Source organism: Bacillus smithii (genome assembly GCF_001050115.1).
GTDB lineage: Bacteria > Bacillota > Bacilli > Bacillales > DSM-4216 > Bacillus_O > Bacillus_O smithii.
Map to the genome: position 1 here is coordinate 3314773 of NZ_CP012024.1, position 15593 is coordinate 3330365.

General features: G+C 40.1%; 14 protein-coding genes. 2 read left to right on the forward strand and 12 right to left on the reverse strand.

What is annotated here, in order from left to right:
- Positions 1-335 precede the first annotated feature (335 nt).
- Positions 336-1709, reverse strand: a complete 1374-nt coding sequence (locus tag BSM4216_RS15525; protein ID WP_048624384.1) for an IS1380 family transposase — start codon at positions 1707-1709, stop codon at positions 336-338.
- A 458-nt stretch (positions 1710-2167) separates the two neighbouring features.
- Between BSM4216_RS15525 and BSM4216_RS15530 the strand changes: the two genes are divergently transcribed.
- Together BSM4216_RS15530 and gntK are read left to right on the forward strand one after the other, a co-directional pair.
- On the forward strand, positions 2168-3493 hold the full coding sequence (locus BSM4216_RS15530; RefSeq protein ID WP_003354888.1) for a GntT/GntP/DsdX family permease: 1326 nt from the start codon (positions 2168-2170) through the stop codon (positions 3491-3493).
- A 321-nt stretch (positions 3494-3814) separates the two neighbouring features.
- On the forward strand, positions 3815-5356 hold the full coding sequence (gene gntK / locus BSM4216_RS15535; protein ID WP_174521030.1) for a gluconokinase: 1542 nt from the start codon (positions 3815-3817) through the stop codon (positions 5354-5356).
- Between the two features lie 244 nt (positions 5357-5600).
- Here the strand turns inward: gntK and BSM4216_RS15545 are convergent, their stop codons facing one another.
- The 11 genes from BSM4216_RS15545 to BSM4216_RS15595 form a co-directional block, all read right to left on the reverse strand.
- Entirely contained in the window at positions 5601-6287 is a 687-nt protein-coding gene (locus tag BSM4216_RS15545; RefSeq protein WP_048624304.1) for an urease accessory protein UreH domain-containing protein, read from the reverse strand.
- 40 nt (positions 6288-6327) lie between these two features.
- Complete coding sequence (locus BSM4216_RS15550; RefSeq protein ID WP_048624305.1) at positions 6328-7143, reverse strand: urease accessory protein UreD; 816 nt, start codon at positions 7141-7143, stop codon at positions 6328-6330.
- A complete protein-coding gene (gene ureG, locus BSM4216_RS15555; RefSeq protein WP_003354884.1) occupies positions 7140-7754 on the reverse strand; it encodes an urease accessory protein UreG in 615 nt (204 codons plus the stop codon). Before ureG ends, BSM4216_RS15550 begins: the two co-directional genes overlap by 4 nt.
- A 26-nt stretch (positions 7755-7780) precedes the next feature.
- On the reverse strand, positions 7781-8464 hold the full coding sequence (locus BSM4216_RS15560) for an urease accessory protein UreF (protein ID WP_048624306.1): 684 nt from the start codon (positions 8462-8464) through the stop codon (positions 7781-7783).
- The gene (gene ureE, locus BSM4216_RS15565) at positions 8457-8903 is read right to left on the reverse strand and encodes an urease accessory protein UreE (protein ID WP_048624307.1); all 447 of its coding nucleotides are present in this window, start codon (positions 8901-8903) and stop codon (positions 8457-8459) included. Before ureE ends, BSM4216_RS15560 begins: the two co-directional genes overlap by 8 nt.
- Before the next feature lie 12 nt (positions 8904-8915).
- On the reverse strand, positions 8916-10625 hold the full coding sequence (gene ureC, locus BSM4216_RS15570) for an urease subunit alpha (protein WP_048624308.1): 1710 nt from the start codon (positions 10623-10625) through the stop codon (positions 8916-8918).
- Complete coding sequence (locus BSM4216_RS15575) at positions 10622-10945, reverse strand: urease subunit beta (protein WP_048624309.1); 324 nt, start codon at positions 10943-10945, stop codon at positions 10622-10624. Before BSM4216_RS15575 ends, ureC begins: the two co-directional genes overlap by 4 nt.
- Positions 10946-10961: 16 nt before the next feature.
- Positions 10962-11264, reverse strand: a complete 303-nt coding sequence (locus tag BSM4216_RS15580; protein WP_048624310.1) for an urease subunit gamma — start codon at positions 11262-11264, stop codon at positions 10962-10964.
- Between the two features lie 194 nt (positions 11265-11458).
- Entirely contained in the window at positions 11459-11686 is a 228-nt protein-coding gene (locus BSM4216_RS15585; RefSeq protein WP_048624311.1) for a hypothetical protein, read from the reverse strand.
- Positions 11664-13217, reverse strand: coding sequence for a sodium:solute symporter family protein (locus BSM4216_RS15590; protein ID WP_048624312.1), 1554 nt, complete (start codon positions 13215-13217; stop codon positions 11664-11666). The genes BSM4216_RS15585 and BSM4216_RS15590 overlap by 23 nt, the downstream gene beginning before the upstream one ends.
- A 479-nt stretch (positions 13218-13696) precedes the next feature.
- Positions 13697-15178: an ArnT family glycosyltransferase gene (locus BSM4216_RS15595; RefSeq protein WP_048624313.1), complete on the reverse strand. Its 1482-nt coding sequence runs from the start codon at positions 15176-15178 to the stop codon at positions 13697-13699.
- Positions 15179-15593: the final 415 nt, after the last annotated feature.

The window sequence follows — 15593 nt, forward strand, 5'->3', positions numbered from 1 at the left end:
CTGAACGCCATGAATCGATGACCTGTGCGGCTTCTTGACTTAGAATTTCAAGCTTCAATGTTCATGGCATTTTCATTGTACAAATAAAAAGTTCATATATTCTCAAAAATCCTATCATTAAATTTAACCTGAATCCGTGATGAATTGAAATCGACTTTGATTTTGTTGTAATTTTGATGGATTGATAATCCATAAAACCCTTTTTATGCTTATGACCTATGTCATCTCTATTTCCGAAAATGGAACAAATCTCTTTTTTTAGGTATACGAACCAAAAAAATAGACAAAAAAGCACAGGGAGTGACGTTGGACATCAGTGCCCGAACATTCGTTCGTTATCTTGCCTCTCTCCATTTCTGATAGACGTTCAGTAGGGGCTCGCTATAGCCACTCCTTCGCGTCCGTTTCATCCAGATCTGTCGTGATCGACGGACGAGTCGCCCTGCCATCGTGATCACCGTCTGAATAATCGTCTTGATGCGGCGGCGTTTCACTTTGTGGTGCAACGGATGTCTCGGATCGCTTAATAGATCTTGTCCAATCAGACGAAGAAGATTGTAAACGAAGGCTCCCATGACCAACACGAGCGCATTCGTTTTCATCTTCCCAGATGGAAGCCGCTCTAAATCTAAGTCGCTCTTCAGTTCGCTATGAAACTGTTCGCCTGTCGCATGGTCATGATACAACGCGAGCACATCGCTCATTCGAACATGCTCGTATCCTTTGAGCCGCACCCAATAGCTTTCCACTTCATAATCAGGAACGAGCATCAGCTGTCCATTGCGTTCCATCGTCCGTTCCGTCACTTGGGTGACTTGAACGTACGTATACGTGTTTCCATCGATCGCTGCCTTCTGTGGAAGGCATAGCTCATAGGTTTGTACTCCTTCGCTTTGTCCATCATCGACACGTTTGCCCTTTTGCGAAGCGATCTGGAACCAAAGCGCTTTCGATTCTCGGCGTAAGTTTCGCTTGATGACAAAGTCCACGTCTTCCTTTAGGCATACGTGCCCATTCGCTTCTGCATCGTTTCCTGCATCCATGCGAACAAGCAGACGAGATGAAGTCAGTTGACGAGCTCGACGGATAGCGGTGACTAAAAACGAGGGCATGTTGTCTTGCACATGTTGTTTCCCTGGACGCAACTCGGCATGAACGAGATCCCCTTCCTTCCCTGCATACGCAAACAACGGTGTAAAACCGTCAAATCCTTTATACGTTCGACTGACTCCTTCTTTTTTCGTATCGGAGTTGTCAAATGGGGAACCATCTATATCAAGGGGAAGCCATGTCGTCTTTCCTTTGGTCCAACAAGGGGACAAAGTGGCATGTCGTTGAATCAACAGACGTATGGACTCCTCCCAAAGAATCGTTTCGGTCATCGGAAGACAAGCGAGCTGATCGAGTCGTTGTCGCAAGGTTGGAGAGGAAGGCACGTGCTGAATCCCCATCGATGCCGAAAAGATATCGTCCTGACGATACGCTTCGATATGATCGAAATCCGTTTTTCCTGTGGCAAGCAAGCCAATCATCGAGCGAATGACATCGCTATGGGAAATGTGCACTTCTCGACGAACCGTTGGAAGCCGAAGTGCGTTTACCCGTTTATCCAGTTTCGTTCGATGGAGTAAGTAGCCAACGAGAGCAAGCCCAGCACTTGGGGTAATCGCTTCATCTGTCAATACAAACCGAATCGGGAAATCTTTCATCACATCACCTACTTGATGAAGAATCGTCAACGTCGTTTTTCCTTATCGTATCAACGGTTTGCGACCATTGTAAAGATGTTTTGTCACGGATTCAGGATAAGAGTTATAAATACCCATTTTCACTTTCTATAGGAATATAATGATTTCGATTTCTTATGATATTTCTCGTAATTTTTCTCTTGTTTACAAAAAATTTTTTGTAAATCAATAGAATTTTATTTAAAAAAAAAACAAAAACGGTTTTTTTTTAAATAAAATTCTATTGATTTACGAAAAATTTTTTCATATAATTTACTTACAAAATGAAAATGCTTTCAATTATTAGTTGTGCTGCAGTGATTACATTCAGTCCCATCCGAAAAGGAAATTTGTGACCCCCTAACACAACAAAAACATGACAGTATCGTTTTCAACTTTTTTGAAAACGATTACCGTATAAAAGGAAGGTGAAATGAAGTATGGATCTATATTTGTTGACCATTACATTTTTGGCCATTCTCATTGTTATTTTAGGAGTATCATGGTGGAAATGGCATGCGTTTATCAGCTTGCTTGTCGCCAGTTTGTTCTTAGCGATCATGTCCGGAATGTCCTTGGATAAAATCGTAACTGCCTATGAAACCGGAGTTGGGGGTGTATTAGGCCATTTAGTCGGAATTTTGGCATTAGGCATCATTTTAGGACAGATGATGTCAGAATCAGGCGCTGGAATGCAAGTGGCCAATTTCTTCGTTCGGCTTTTCGGTGTAAAGAAATTGCCCTGGGCCATGCTTCTTTCAGGGTTTATTATTGGAATTCCTGTGTTCTTTGAAGTCGGAATTTTGATTGTATTGCCATTAGTCATTTCTATTCATAAAACGACGAAACAAAACATTTTATTAATCGCTTTGCCTGTCATTGCCGGTTTATCGATCGTACACGGTCTTGTGCCGCCGCATCCGGGAGCGATTGCCGCGATCCAGATTTACAATGCCAATCTTGGAAAAGTGCTTCTTTATTCCTTGATTATTGCGCTTCCTGCAGCCATTATCGCAGGACCATTATTTGCAAAATGGGTTCATAAACGCGTCATTCCTGAAAGCGAACCGGAGTTAATTCGCGTCAATATGACAGCGAAAACATTACCTAGTACAGGACTTTCGTTCTTCATCATTTTATTGCCTGTATTGTTAATGATTTTATCGGCCGTTGCACCATATTTGCCACTGCCTAAAGGCTTCATGAAATTTTTCGAATTCATTGGAAGCCCTATCATTGCGCTTCTGATCGCTTGTTTCGCAGCATTCTACTTCCTTGGAATTCGTCAAGGAATGAGTAAAAAAGACATTAAGAAATTAACAGATCAATGCTTGCTGCCTGTTGGTTCCATCATTTTAATCATTGGAGCCGGCGGTGGATTTAAACAAATCCTTATCGATAGCGGTGTTGGTACGACCATTGGTCATATGTCCCAACATCTATCTCTGTCTCCCCTTGTTTTAGCCTTTATGATATCAGGATTAATTCGTATTGCTACAGGTTCAGCAACCGTCGCCTTAACCACAGCGGCTGGCATCGTTTCACCTATTATTGAACATATGTCCGGTGTCAATCTGGAATTGCTCGTGATCGCAACGGGTGCAGGTTCCTTAATGTTCTCACACGTAAACGATGCCGGATTCTGGATGGTAAAAGAATATTTAGGATTATCCATGAAAGAAACGTTTAAAACATGGACCGTATTGGAAACAATCCTTTCATTTACCGCTTTTGCAGGCGCTTTGCTGCTTAATATGTTTGTATAAAAACAAAACTCCTTCTACACATCCGTAGAGGGAGTTTATCTCTTTGAGAATTCAACAACATGAGCTGATGAAAACAAAATAGGACAGAATATGGTATGATGCAAACGATGGCAGAAGATTGTAAAAAGGAAATGATGGAAAAATTTTTAATCCTTAAGAGATGGAGTGGCTTAAAACGGTTCATGTCATCAACCTGTGTAAAGAAAAGAACCGATGAAAACAGGACTGGACCTTACTGATAATAGCTTGTTGCTAAAGAAAGAAAGGCGCTTATCGGAAAAGAGAGCACTTAGGTTGTCAGGTATTTGTAAGGAGGAAAAAATCATGAGTTCAAAATATGTAATCGGTGTAGATATTGGAACAACCAGTACAAAATCCGTTTTGTTTTCCGCAGAAGGATCCGTTATTTCAAGACATGGAATTGAATATTCTTTATTCTCCCCTACACCAGAAACGGCAGAACAAGATCCGGAAGAAATTTTCCGCGCTGTGGTCAACACCATTAAGAGAACGATACAAGATAGCCATGTTCAGCCATCTGATATTCTTTGCGTTTCCTTTAGTTCCGCCATGCACAGCGTCATTGCTGTAGACAAAGAAGGCAAGCCTTTAACGAATTGCATCACCTGGGCGGATAACAGAAGCGCAAAATGGGCCGAAAAAATAAAAAAGGAAATGAATGGCCATGAGATTTATCGGCGGACCGGAACGCCTATCCATCCGATGTCTCCTCTTTCTAAGTTGACATGGCTTCGAAATGAGCATCCCGAAATATTTGCACGCAGCTATAAATTCATATCAATAAAAGAATATATCTTTTATAAGCTATTTAAGGAATATGTGATTGATTATTCGATTGCCTCCGCAACAGGAATGTTTCATTTAAATTCCTTAAAATGGGATGAAGAGGCTCTACATATCGCCGGTATATCAGAAGAACAGTTGTCACGTCCTGTTCCAACTACTTATCGTTTAACAGGATTGGATGAAACGTTTGCAAAAGAAATGAATTTGCACCCGTCCACTCCTTTTGTGGTAGGAGCCAGTGATGGCGTATTATCCAATTTAGGAGTAAATGCAATAGATCCCGGAGTTGTGGCTGTCACCATTGGGACAAGCGGTGCTATCCGAACCGTAACGAACCGCCCTGTAACCGATCCTAAAGAAAGAATCTTTTGTTATGCATTGACTGAAAACCATTGGGTCATTGGAGGCCCGGTCAACAACGGAGGCATGATTTTCCGATGGGTTCGCGATCAACTAGGTTCTTCAGAGGTCGAAACAGCGAAGCGTTTAGGGAAAGATCCATATGAAGTGTTGACAGAGATAGCGGCAAAAGTCAATCCCGGATCGGACGGATTATTATTTCATCCGTATTTAGCCGGAGAACGGGCTCCATTGTGGGATGCCAATGCAAGAGGCTCTTTCTTTGGATTAGGTTTGCATCATAAAAAAGAACATCTAATTCGTGCTGTTTTGGAAGGAGTTATTTTCAACTTATACACCGTTCTGCTTGCCTTAGAAGAATTAATCGGTGAGCCGAAAAAAATTCAAGCCACCGGAGGCTTTGCCAGATCCCCACTCTGGCGTCAAATGATGGCGGACATCTTCGATCAAGAGGTATATATACCGGAAAGTTTTGAAAGTTCTTGTTTGGGAGCTGCTATCCTTGGCTTATATAGTCTAGGTGAAATTCATTCATTACACGTAGTATCGGAAATGGTAGGCGCCACCCATCATCATGTACCGAATCCAGAACATGTATCCGTCTATAAAGAATTAATTCCTATCTACATTCGTCTTTCTCGACTGTTAAAAGAAGAATATGAAAGTATTGCAGCCTTTCAAAAGAAAAGAGTGTAGGAACACTTAGCAAGCGCAGAAAAGAAAAACAAGGGAATCTTTCGTCTAATCACGATTCCCTTGTTTTTTTATTTCCTAACCAAAAACGGTAAAGACCCCGCCCTTGTTTTTGGCTTAGAAAAAAGATCTCCAAGCATCTGTCAAACCACCCATCATCCTGCCAATAGTTTTTAATACCGTTCGCCATTATGATGGAACGAATGATCTTATCATGATGCAGCAAAAAACATTTTCTTGTTCCCATTTACCGTATCCAAAGTTTAAATAAGCCTTCGGTTACACCTAAATTATACATATAATGAATTCCGAATACCGTGCTGATAAAGCCTGTTATTTGAATGAAGGCATTGTGAATACGAATCTTTTTGGCACTCAGTGTGAATGGGATCCCAATTAAAGTCGTAAAGCAAAGCATGCCCAAAACCGTTCCGGCGCCAAAAAACAGAATATAAAGAAGACCTTCCCATGCCTTTTCTACTGTACTCATTGTCAACAATACCATGGCTGCACTACCGGCAAGTCCATGAATGATCCCAATAAAAAGAGATTTAACATAGGGAATCCCTTTATATGTATAAATAGGATGATCTGTATGAAGATGAAGACGTGAATGAGAATGTTCATGCGTTTTCTTAAGAGAAAGAATGGCTGAAATTCCAAAATAAACGAGTATGATTCCGACTAAAAACTCTAATGACATCGACCATTCTTGTGAAATTTTTTTCTTCATCAAAATAATAGTCATTCCAAATATAAGTAATGTGGATGTATGCCCGATCCCCCAAAAGACTCCGGCTAAAGAGGATCTCCAAAGTTTTTTGCTTTGACAAACAATCGTTGATACAGCTATCACATGATCCGGCTCCATAGCATGTTTTATTCCAAGAACGAATCCTAAAGTTAAAACGGAAAGCAAGTCTACTTGGTCCATCTATAAGCCTCCTAATATCGTTTATTCCTCACCCTATCTTTCAATACTTTCGCCAAGTGACACCATTCTTGCCTAATAACTCTCGTCTGGCAAATGAATGAGCGCGAGAAATCATGTTCTCAATGATACCCGTACTACGTGCAAGTATACGTAAAATAATGCCGCTAGCCGGCAATGATGTCATACCAAATCGAACGTCGGAATCAAAAGCCTCCATTTCATCATATAAACGGTCAAGAAATGTTTTATCTGCTTTCTGATGAAAGATCAAAAAAGTGCCGATATGAGTATATCCGTCCATTTGCAACATTCCGGACATATCTTCATCCGGCTCAAGCCGTAAATGATCAAACAACACAAGCCGGTCTTTTTTATATACTTTTAATTTCGAACGAATCCAATCATAAGGAAACAAACTCCCATCTTCCGCCCAACCTGGTGTAATGACATCGCTGTAAAAAAAACCGGAATCCTCTTCTATATGAACGGTCGTTTCTTGTATAAAACGTGCTTCTTTATAAGCAATTAAAGAATCCGGCAAGTATTCAAGAACGCTTCCTTTTTTTAAGTGGATGTTCGTTTTCTGAACAACAGGCTTCTTTGGTGTTTTATATACTTTTGTGGCGGATTGCGTTGTAACCGCCAGCTCAGCTTCTTCTTCCACGTTGAGATTGGTTAAATAGACATCCCCGTCTACATAACCTCCGCCAACATGAATGAGATATAAGAAAGGTAGATCCTTTTCAAGATAAATGGGACGGCTCACTTTTAAGGCCCCTTCATGATAGCAAGATGAGATAATGGTTTTTTGCCGTTTTTTGGCGGCAGATACTTGTAATACTCCTGTATATTTCATGATTCCAATCCGTACAAAAGTGCATTGGTTTTAATCCATTCCAATACTTCTGCAAGACCGATTTCATCTTTTAAATTGGTAAAAATATATGGCTTATCCCCTCTCGCTGCCAGAGTATCGCGCTCCATAACCTCTAAACTGGCTCCAACGTACGGAGCGAGATCAATTTTATTGATGATAAAAAGATCAGATTTAATCATCCCTTGTCCACCTTTACGCGGAATTTTTTCCCCTTGCGCTACATCAATAATGTAAATAGAGAAATCGACTAGTTCCGGGCTGAATGTAGCGGCTAGATTATCCCCGCCGCTTTCGATAAATATCAACTCAAGATCGGGATGCCTTTCTTTTAGTTCATCAATGGCGGCAAAATTCATGGATGCATCTTCACGAATAGCTGTATGCGGACACCCTCCTGTTTCCACACCAATGACGCGATCTGCCGGCAGCACACCATGCTTCAGAAGAAATTGAGCATCTTCTTTCGTATAGATATCATTTGTCACAACGGCGATGCTCAATTCTTTATGCATGGCTCTCGTCAATTTTTCCACAAGCATCGTTTTTCCCGCTCCAACAGGCCCTCCGATTCCAATACGTATTGGTTCCACGTTTCTCACTCCTTATATTCCGAATTTTAAGACATAAATAAGCGCACATTTAAACGTTCATGGCGCATTTGAGCAATTTCCATCCCGGGACTTACCGCTCCTAAATCCTCTTTAGGCAATTGTGAAATCGTTCTTACCCCTTCCTCTAAAAGAGGTTGAATTTCAACTAAGATCTTTTGACCGTCTGTTTGACCAATCGGAATTCCACGCACCGCATTTTGCACAAGAGCAGATACATTGGCAAATAAATAGGCTCCAACTGCCGTTTCCTTTGTCACCTTTAAGTGGTAAGCGACAATCGCAAACACTATGGCAGAATGACCATACGCTTTCTTTTCTTTTATCCGGTTTGTATATTCTATTAAAATAGGAGATGGATACAGATCCACACATAGCTTGGCCATCCGTTCCCCCATCCTTTGATTCCCGCTTCTTGTTTCTTGCGCAACGTTCGATGCAAATAAAATGTGATCAAGCTCCTCCAATGTGGATGGTTCATTTTGTTCCATTGCTTCATAAGCCAGTCTGCAAGCAAGGCCTTCTGTGAAAAACAGCTGTTTCCGAATATAAACGGAAATAGCATTCTTAAAGCTTTCTTTATCCGTGATCACTTTTTCTTGAATGTATGTTTCCAATCCAAAAGAGTGAGAAAACGATCCCGATGGAAAGTTGGAATCACACAACTGAAAAAGTGAAAATAATCTATTCATGACGATGTCCTATTGGGCGAAATGCTTGTTTCATTTTTCTTTTTTCACGTGTAAATGGAATCGATAGCTTCTGAAGCAGTTCTTCTACTAAATAGTCATATTGCACAATCATTTCATTTCCTTCAAATTGCGCCGGCAAATGCCGATTGCCAAGTTGATGCGCAATTTCCCCCATTTGCTGCATGGATGTTGGTTTGATCGTTAATACATCATCTTCTAAGACCGATATCACAATCATATTGTGATCGTCCATGTATAAAATATCTCCATCTTGTAATTCCTGATGTTCTTTTAAGCGAATGCCAATCTCTTTGCCATGATCTGTCACAACCCGTTTCACCCGTTTGACTAAATCATCGCTTCGCATATAAACCCGTTCTATATGTGGAACTCTTTTCTCTAATGTCGTGATGTTTCCGACTACTTTTTCAACCATCATGTTTTTCTCACCTCAAAATAAGAAATACCGTTGTGCCATCGGGACGATTTCTGCCGGTTCACATGTCACTAATTGACCGTCTACCCTCACTTCATATGTTTGAGGATCGACGTCAATTTTTGGGGTTTTATCATTCAAAATTAAATCTTTTTTCGTCAATTTTCGAATTCCATAGACCGGTTTCACCTTTTTCTTCAAACCCAACTGTTCATGAATGCCTTTTTCATACGCTGCCTTTGAAACAAAGGTGATAGACGTTTGATATTTGGCATCTCCTTTCGCTGCAAACATCGGACGATATAAAACCGGCTGCGGTGTCGGAATGCTGGCATTGGGATCTCCCATAGTGCTGTAAGCAATCATTCCTCCTTTTAAAACCAGTTCAGGTTTCACACCAAAAAAAGCAGGATTCCACACCACTAAATCAGCTAATTTCCCCACTTCAACAGAACCCACATAATCCGCAATACCATGAGCGATTGCTGGATTGATCGTATATTTGGCAATATAACGTTTCACACGAAAGTTGTCTCCCACACCTTTGTCTTCTTGTAACTTCCCTCTTTGCTTTTTCATCTTGTCAGCTGTTTGCCACGTACGAATGATCACTTCTCCTACGCGCCCCATCGCTTGTGAATCGGACGAAATCATGCTGAATACGCCTAAATCATGTAAAATATCTTCCGCCGCGATGGTTTCTTTCCGAATGCGTGAATCGGCAAAGGCAATATCCTCCGGAATATTGGCGTCTAGGTGATGGCAAACCATTAACATATCTAAATGCTCTTCCAAAGTATTGATAGTATAAGGTCGAGTTGGATTCGTAGAAGAAGGCAAAATATTCGGGAAGCCGGCCGCTTTTATAATATCCGGAGCATGCCCGCCTCCAGCTCCTTCTGTATGATAGGTATGAATCACTCGACCGTCTATGGCTTTCAATGTATCCTCGACAAATCCACCTTCATTTAAAGTGTCGGTATGAATCGCTACTTGCACATCATATAGATCCGCCACTTTCAAACATGTATCAATAGCCGCCGCTGTCGATCCCCAATCTTCGTGAAGCTTTAATCCCACTGCTCCCGCTTCTATTTGTTCCTTTAAAGGAGCCTCATCTGAACAGTTTCCCTTTCCTAAAAAACCCAAGTTCATCGGGAACTCTTCGGCTGCTTGAAGCATACGATGGATATTCCAAGGCCCCGGTGTACAAGTAGTGGCATTTGTGCCTGTAGCGGGTCCTGTTCCTCCGCCAATCATAGTGGTCACACCCGATGCAAGAGCGGTTTCGATTTGCTGAGGGCAAATAAAGTGAATATGAGCATCTATTCCTCCGGCTGTCACAATCATCCCTTCTGCGGCTATGACTTCCGTTGCCGCTCCAATCACCATATCGACCCCATCCATTAACAGCGGGTTCCCCGCTTTGCCTATGGAGGCAATCATTCCATCTTTTATGCCGATATCCGCTTTGTAAATACCTGTATAGTCAACAATAATCGCGTTTGTTAATATGAGATCGACGCATTCATCGCTTGTCGCCAAAGGATGCTGCCCCATTCCGTCTCGGATCACCTTGCCGCCGCCAAACTTTACTTCATCTCCATAGGTTGTATAGTCTTTTTCAATTTCGATAAACAATTCTGAATCCGCCAAACGAATAGCATCGCCGACAGTCGGTCCAAACATATCTGCATATTGCTTTCGAGACATCGAAAAACTCATTTTCTTTTCCCCATTTCAACTGATCCATTCGTTAAATTATTTAAACCATACACTTTGCGTTCACCTGAAAATGGAATTATTTCTACTTCTTTCGCATCTCCGGGCTCGAAGCGAACCGCCGTTCCAGCCGGAATATTCAAACGCATGCCAAATGCTTTTTCACGATGAAATTGAAGCGATTGATTCACTTCAAAAAAATGAAAATGGGAACCAACCTGAACAGGTCGATCGCCCCGGTTTAACACGCGAATCTTGATGCTCTGCTTATTTTGATTGCATAAAATAGGTTCTTTTTTTAATACATACTCCCCTGGTATCATCGTACGTCCTCCTCATTTAACGGATCGGGTCATGAACCGTGACAAGCTTTGTTCCATCAGGAAAGGTTGCCTCAATTTGAATATCCGGGATCATTTCGGCAACCCCTTCCATTACATCTTCTTTTGTAAGAATCGTTGCACCGTATTGCATTAACTGAGCTACCGTTTTTCCATCCCGCGCCCCCTCCAGCACTTCATATGTAATCATTGCGACAGCTTCAGGATAATTTAATTTTAAGCCCCGCTCTTTACGACGGCGGGCCAAGTCAGCCGCCACTACAATCATGAGCTTTTCCATTTCACGTGAAGTCAGTTTCATGGATAACCTCCTATTTTAAGTGCTTGTTCCAAACTATGAAATTGATCTTGTAAATCTCCATTCACAAGATCGAATATTTAGAATTTTTCGTCTAATAATTATATCAAATTTCCTTCTAATACATCCAACAGATTCTCACTCATTTTACAAACCCGCTAGCAACTGCGATTTTTTAAAATATTTTTTGCGATATATTATTGATCTTTCTTAAAAAGCTCCATCAACGGTCTGATCGTGATAAAAATACCGGCTACCATTAACCATACGAAAGCAAGTACAGTCCAACCTTTAAAAAACGATAAACTATACTGATATCCTGTGATAAACATAATCCCGGGCCACACAAATATCAAAATAACGGTTAACCAAATAGCCCACTGTATGCACAACTTGGCGTCTTTATTTATTGGCTGTTTCTCCATAGCTAACTTCCTTTCCATATTCAGATAAGTCATCATCGTAGCTTTTAAACTTATCTTTTAAAGAATCAAAATCAAATTCCTGACTGGACAGCAATCCATGACCAATGGAAATAACACCACTAATAACAAAAACCGTTAAATTTCCAATCAACATAGGATAAAGCCCGCCTAACGATTCGATCGTAATTTCTCCTGATGTGGCATAGGCAGATGAAACCCATGCGATGAGTCCGCTGATCATTCCCAATAAAGCTCCATAAAAAGATCCTTCATTCGTTGCCCGTTTCCATAACAACCCAAGGGTAACAGGAATCACGGCACTGCTTATAAAAATTCCCATTGCCATATAAACGAAACTAAGGCTTATCCCTACTTTAAAAAGCAAAATGGACAATAGCCCCATTGCCAATCCGGCACATAAGGTTACTTGGCGGGAAACACTTAATATTTTTTGACTGTTTGCTTGTGGATGGATGGAGTGAAGGTAAATGTCCGTAACGATGATGTTTGTAATAGCCGTCAGTTCCGCAACACCCGTAGACATCACAGCCATAAAAAGCATAATTAAAAATAAGATAGATCCAACAGTCCCCATGACGTGGGCCGCCATAATAGGGGCAACAGAGTCCGGCGAGTCAACAGAAATTCCTAACCCGGCTGCACCCACACCTAGAAAAGTGGCTATGGTAAACGGAATTGAAAACCAAGCAATCCCTCCATAAATATAGGCTTTCGCTGCCGCTCTTTCTGTACTTGCAATGGCGCGCTGCCAATAAGATTGATCCACAAATACGGTTCCAAAATTACCAATAATATTGATCATTCCAAAAAACAGTCCCGGTATCGAAGCCATTGTGATCATTTGTTTGGATTCAGGGATTTTACGTAATCCTTCATAAATATCCGTAACACCGAATTTGTAATAAACAGCCGCTGCAAAAATCGCAAGAATGGCAAAGATAATAACTGTATTTAAGTAGTCTGCAATAAAGGAAGCTTTTAATCCACCGATCACCGTGAAAATCGTGAAAGTGATAGGAATTAAAAGCGCTGCAATATATACATTCATTCCCGTTAAAGAGTGTAAAGAAACCGCTCCACCCAAAATGACCATTGCCGTTACGATGATATTGGTCATTAAAGCGAATACGAGCATCAATCGGTGATTTTTCTTATCAAATCGCTGAGCGATAAATTCTAAAAATGTATGAGCATTCGGTGCTTTCCGTTTCAAATGAATGGCCACTATCGCAAATAGTAAAATTTGAATAGTAGCGCCAGCAGCATACCAATAAGGGCCACTAATTCCATATTGATATCCGGTAGAAGAAGACATCATTAATGTCGCTGCCCATGTCCAAGCGGCAATAATGGAAGCACTCGCTAAACCCACTCCGACACTCCTGCCTGCGGTGCTAAATTGTTCTGCCGTCATGACTTCTCCTTGACGACGTTGGATCAAAACTGTAATCACTGTAAAAACAATTCCAAAGATAAGCAATATGAGATACCCGACACTCGATGATAACATTCTATCCCTCCTTTAATATGATGGTAATGTTAGAATTCAAACAAATGTTATATAACTTAACACAAAATAAATATAAAATATAACTTAATTTTTTGTCAATACTAAATTTTCTGAAATATAAATCTGTACTTCAGATTATTTCTCCCATTTTCGATGGTTTTGACATTATGTTCTTAACACGATATGTTAAATTTTTTAACAATGAATAAAGAAATAGGATTATAGAGGAAATAATGGAACTTTGTTTTTTCACAACGTTTGAAATGGAAGATTTGGGGATTAGAGAGTGCAGATATAAGTATTGAAAAAGGACATGCGGATAATATATGGGGCATTTCGGCATTTTAAAGACCTAAAGAATAGAAAATATTTGTCACCAATCACTTTTGAATTGAACAAAGCAGGCAAGAATGAATCCATAAATTCTTGCCTGCTCCTTCGATAAATGGTGTCCAATCCCACATGTGTCATTCTCTGATTCAATTCAATTGATGTTTCATCCGAATCTTCTCTTTACTAAGAATGTAGCCCCAGTGATTGGAGGCGACGATGTTTAAATGATTCGAAGCGGCCAATTGTTTTGTATAAAACCTTTTTTTCACTAAAAGCAAGGCTCTATCATTTTTTAAGAAGGCATGAAAATCTCCGCCTTGCACTTTCAAATCATTCACTAATTCAGCCGTTAGAACCGCACTTTGAGCCCATACCGCCTTATGTCTTTTTGGATGGTATTTAAATAAGCTGTATCCCCTTACTCCATCCAATGACTTCGTTTTTTCAATCAAACTTAATTGATCATTCGGTATGGGGTTGTTGACATACATTAGAATTTCCCCTTCATAATAATGAGCAACAAAAAGAATGGTCGATAAAAGAACTATTTTGACCAGCCATTTACCTTTCAACAAAATTCTGCTGGCCAAAATCCCTATCATGATGGCTAGCGGAGGATAAACAGGCAAAATATACCATCTTATCTTCGTTTTAGCTAACGTATACAGGATGAAAGGAACAATCACCCATAAACAGAGCCCTATTATATAAGATCGTTTTTCATGCTTGGATAGATTAATCGAAAGATTTTGATGAAAATGATAGACTAAAATCATTCCCAATAAAACAGCGAACCACAAAAAGTAAAAATGGGATAATATGACTCCATAGTAAGATTCATCGCCTACATGACCTTCAATGGGAACCGTTGATCTATGCAGCAAGTCATACGAAATCATATTTTGGAAAAAAGCAAAGCCGTCATATTGATATCGTATAACCGCCCAAATCAAAATGGGCACGATCATGCACAAACATAACATCATCCATTTTTTAAAGGATAATTTTTTGTATTTTCCAGTAATAAAGAGGTACAATCCCATAATGACGGCTATATTCCCTGCATGCCAACTTTTTGTTAAAAAAGCCAAAGCAAAGGCCAGTCCCGATACATACAGCCAATAATCCTTTTTCTCGCTAAGCAGCAAAGACAGAATAGCCACTGTAAATAAAAAGACATAAAGAGAATCTGCGTCACCGGTTCGTGCACTATGATTAATTAAAAATTGAGTGCTTGTCGACAATGTTAGCATCGATAATAAGGAAGCTGCATTTCCGAAATTCTTTTTCACAAAAATGCCTACGATGATAATCGTCAACATAGCACAAATGCCTGAGATTAATCTTAATCCTAAAGCATTGAATCCCGCCGTTTTATAGCCAAGCATGATGGCCCAATAACTAAGAGGCGGTTTTAAATTCCAATAATCCATCTTATAACGATAAGTATTGACGATAAAATTTCCTTGTCTTAACATCTCATAAGCATTTACTCCGTGTCTTGCTTCATCCCAACTATAAATAGGAAATTTGCCTAAATTGAAAAAGATATTATAGCAAGCAACAGATAACAAGATCAGGGCCAGCAAAAAATAAATGGCGTTTTCTTTTCGATCTGACCAGTACATAAGCCAAACTCCTTGTTGTCATAAATTCAAAATCTAAAATTCAAAACTCATTATAAAAATTCCATATAGAAACTCCATTTCCCAACACATGTTTATTGTGAAGAACAAAATTTTCTCCTACTCATGGAGTTTTATGGAATCCTTTACGCTTTTGACACCGTCGCTTAAAACTTTTTGCAAAGATGCACTCCAAAAACTTCAAAAAAGGAAAAAGCCTCGTTACATAGAGATGAAAACAAGGCTAAATCTTCCAATATCATTATATTAAATCATCCTGTACAGAGATTGGCTAGCATCCTTCGTATGAATTTTAGCACTAAGATAAGGCCATGTCACGTACTGAATTTTTACGGATATGTCCAATTTTTTCAATCATAAGAATGCGGTGCTTTCTTTTTATATGCTTTTTTCCAAT

Excerpts from the sequence above, each read along its gene's own strand:
- BSM4216_RS15595 (WP_048624313.1), bottom strand. The coding sequence starts at position 15,178 with ATGTACTGGTCAGATCGAAAAGAAAACGCCATTTATTTTTTGCTGGCC.
- BSM4216_RS15585 (WP_048624311.1), bottom strand. The coding sequence starts at position 11,686 with ATGGAGAAACAGCCAATAAATAAAGACGCCAAGTTGTGCATACAGTGG.
- BSM4216_RS15590 (WP_048624312.1), bottom strand. The coding sequence starts at position 13,217 with ATGTTATCATCGAGTGTCGGGTATCTCATATTGCTTATCTTTGGAATT.
- ureE (WP_048624307.1), bottom strand. The coding sequence starts at position 8,903 with ATGATGGTTGAAAAAGTAGTCGGAAACATCACGACATTAGAGAAAAGA.
- BSM4216_RS15545 (WP_048624304.1), bottom strand. The coding sequence starts at position 6,287 with ATGGACCAAGTAGACTTGCTTTCCGTTTTAACTTTAGGATTCGTTCTT.
- BSM4216_RS15560 (WP_048624306.1), bottom strand. The coding sequence starts at position 8,464 with ATGAATAGATTATTTTCACTTTTTCAGTTGTGTGATTCCAACTTTCCA.
- BSM4216_RS15580 (WP_048624310.1), bottom strand. The coding sequence starts at position 11,264 with ATGAAACTGACTTCACGTGAAATGGAAAAGCTCATGATTGTAGTGGCG.
- ureC (WP_048624308.1), bottom strand. The coding sequence starts at position 10,625 with ATGAGTTTTTCGATGTCTCGAAAGCAATATGCAGATATGTTTGGACCG.
- BSM4216_RS15530 (WP_003354888.1), top strand. The coding sequence starts at position 2,168 with ATGGATCTATATTTGTTGACCATTACATTTTTGGCCATTCTCATTGTT.
- BSM4216_RS15575 (WP_048624309.1), bottom strand. The coding sequence starts at position 10,945 with ATGATACCAGGGGAGTATGTATTAAAAAAAGAACCTATTTTATGCAAT.
- BSM4216_RS15550 (WP_048624305.1), bottom strand. The coding sequence starts at position 7,143 with ATGAAATATACAGGAGTATTACAAGTATCTGCCGCCAAAAAACGGCAA.
- BSM4216_RS15525 (WP_048624384.1), bottom strand. The coding sequence starts at position 1,709 with ATGAAAGATTTCCCGATTCGGTTTGTATTGACAGATGAAGCGATTACC.